This is a genomic window from Bartonella sp. AA81SXKL (assembly GCF_042196945.1).
Classification (GTDB): Bacteria; Pseudomonadota; Alphaproteobacteria; order Rhizobiales; family Rhizobiaceae; genus Bartonella.
The window spans coordinates 1-560 of the sequence record NZ_JBHIRH010000402.1 but is presented as its reverse complement, the minus strand read 5'-3'; the positions used below and the strand labels follow the sequence as shown (position 1 = coordinate 560).

1 protein-coding gene is annotated in these 560 nt (G+C 44.6%); it reads right to left on the bottom strand.

Translation table 11 applies throughout. From position 1 onward, the window contains the following. A partial coding sequence (locus ACFINZ_RS11935) for a crossover junction endodeoxyribonuclease RuvC (protein WP_375701639.1) occupies positions 1-470 on the bottom strand: 470 nt, incomplete at its 3' end. Between the last annotated feature and the right edge of the window lie 90 nt (positions 471-560).

Below are 560 nucleotides of genomic sequence, written 5' to 3'. Positions count from 1 at the left end.
TGGACATACCCCAATTCCCTTTCTTTAACTAAATATAAAATTGCTAAAGCATCTGCTTCGTTATCATCTTTCGGATTGTGCCCTTTTGCACGCACCGCCTTAATCATCTCTTCTTTCGACGCATTCCCCTTGCCTGTCGTCGCTTTCTTAATCGTACTTACTGGTATCCCCTCATACGGTATCTGATGCTGTTCACACCACGCCGTTAACGTTGCTAACAAACCACCGTAAACATGCGCTGCATCTGTACCTTTATGACGCCTCACCTCTTCAAAATACACCGCGTCAATTTGACCTGCTGTCTGCTTTATTTCTGATAGCCATTGCTTAAAGCGCAAGTAACGCATTCCACCGCCTTCAAAACGGCGCGATTGAAAATTCACGGTACCACTGAACATGTCACCACTTGCACCACGTATCGCCCACCCCGTTTTGGTACCTAGATCAAAACAAAGAATTGTATTATTCATCACGTTTATGAAGCTCTAAAGCCATATTCTGTACTCCCAATAATAACGGAGTCGCTCCCATATTCTACGGTGCCAAGGTAGAGATGCCAT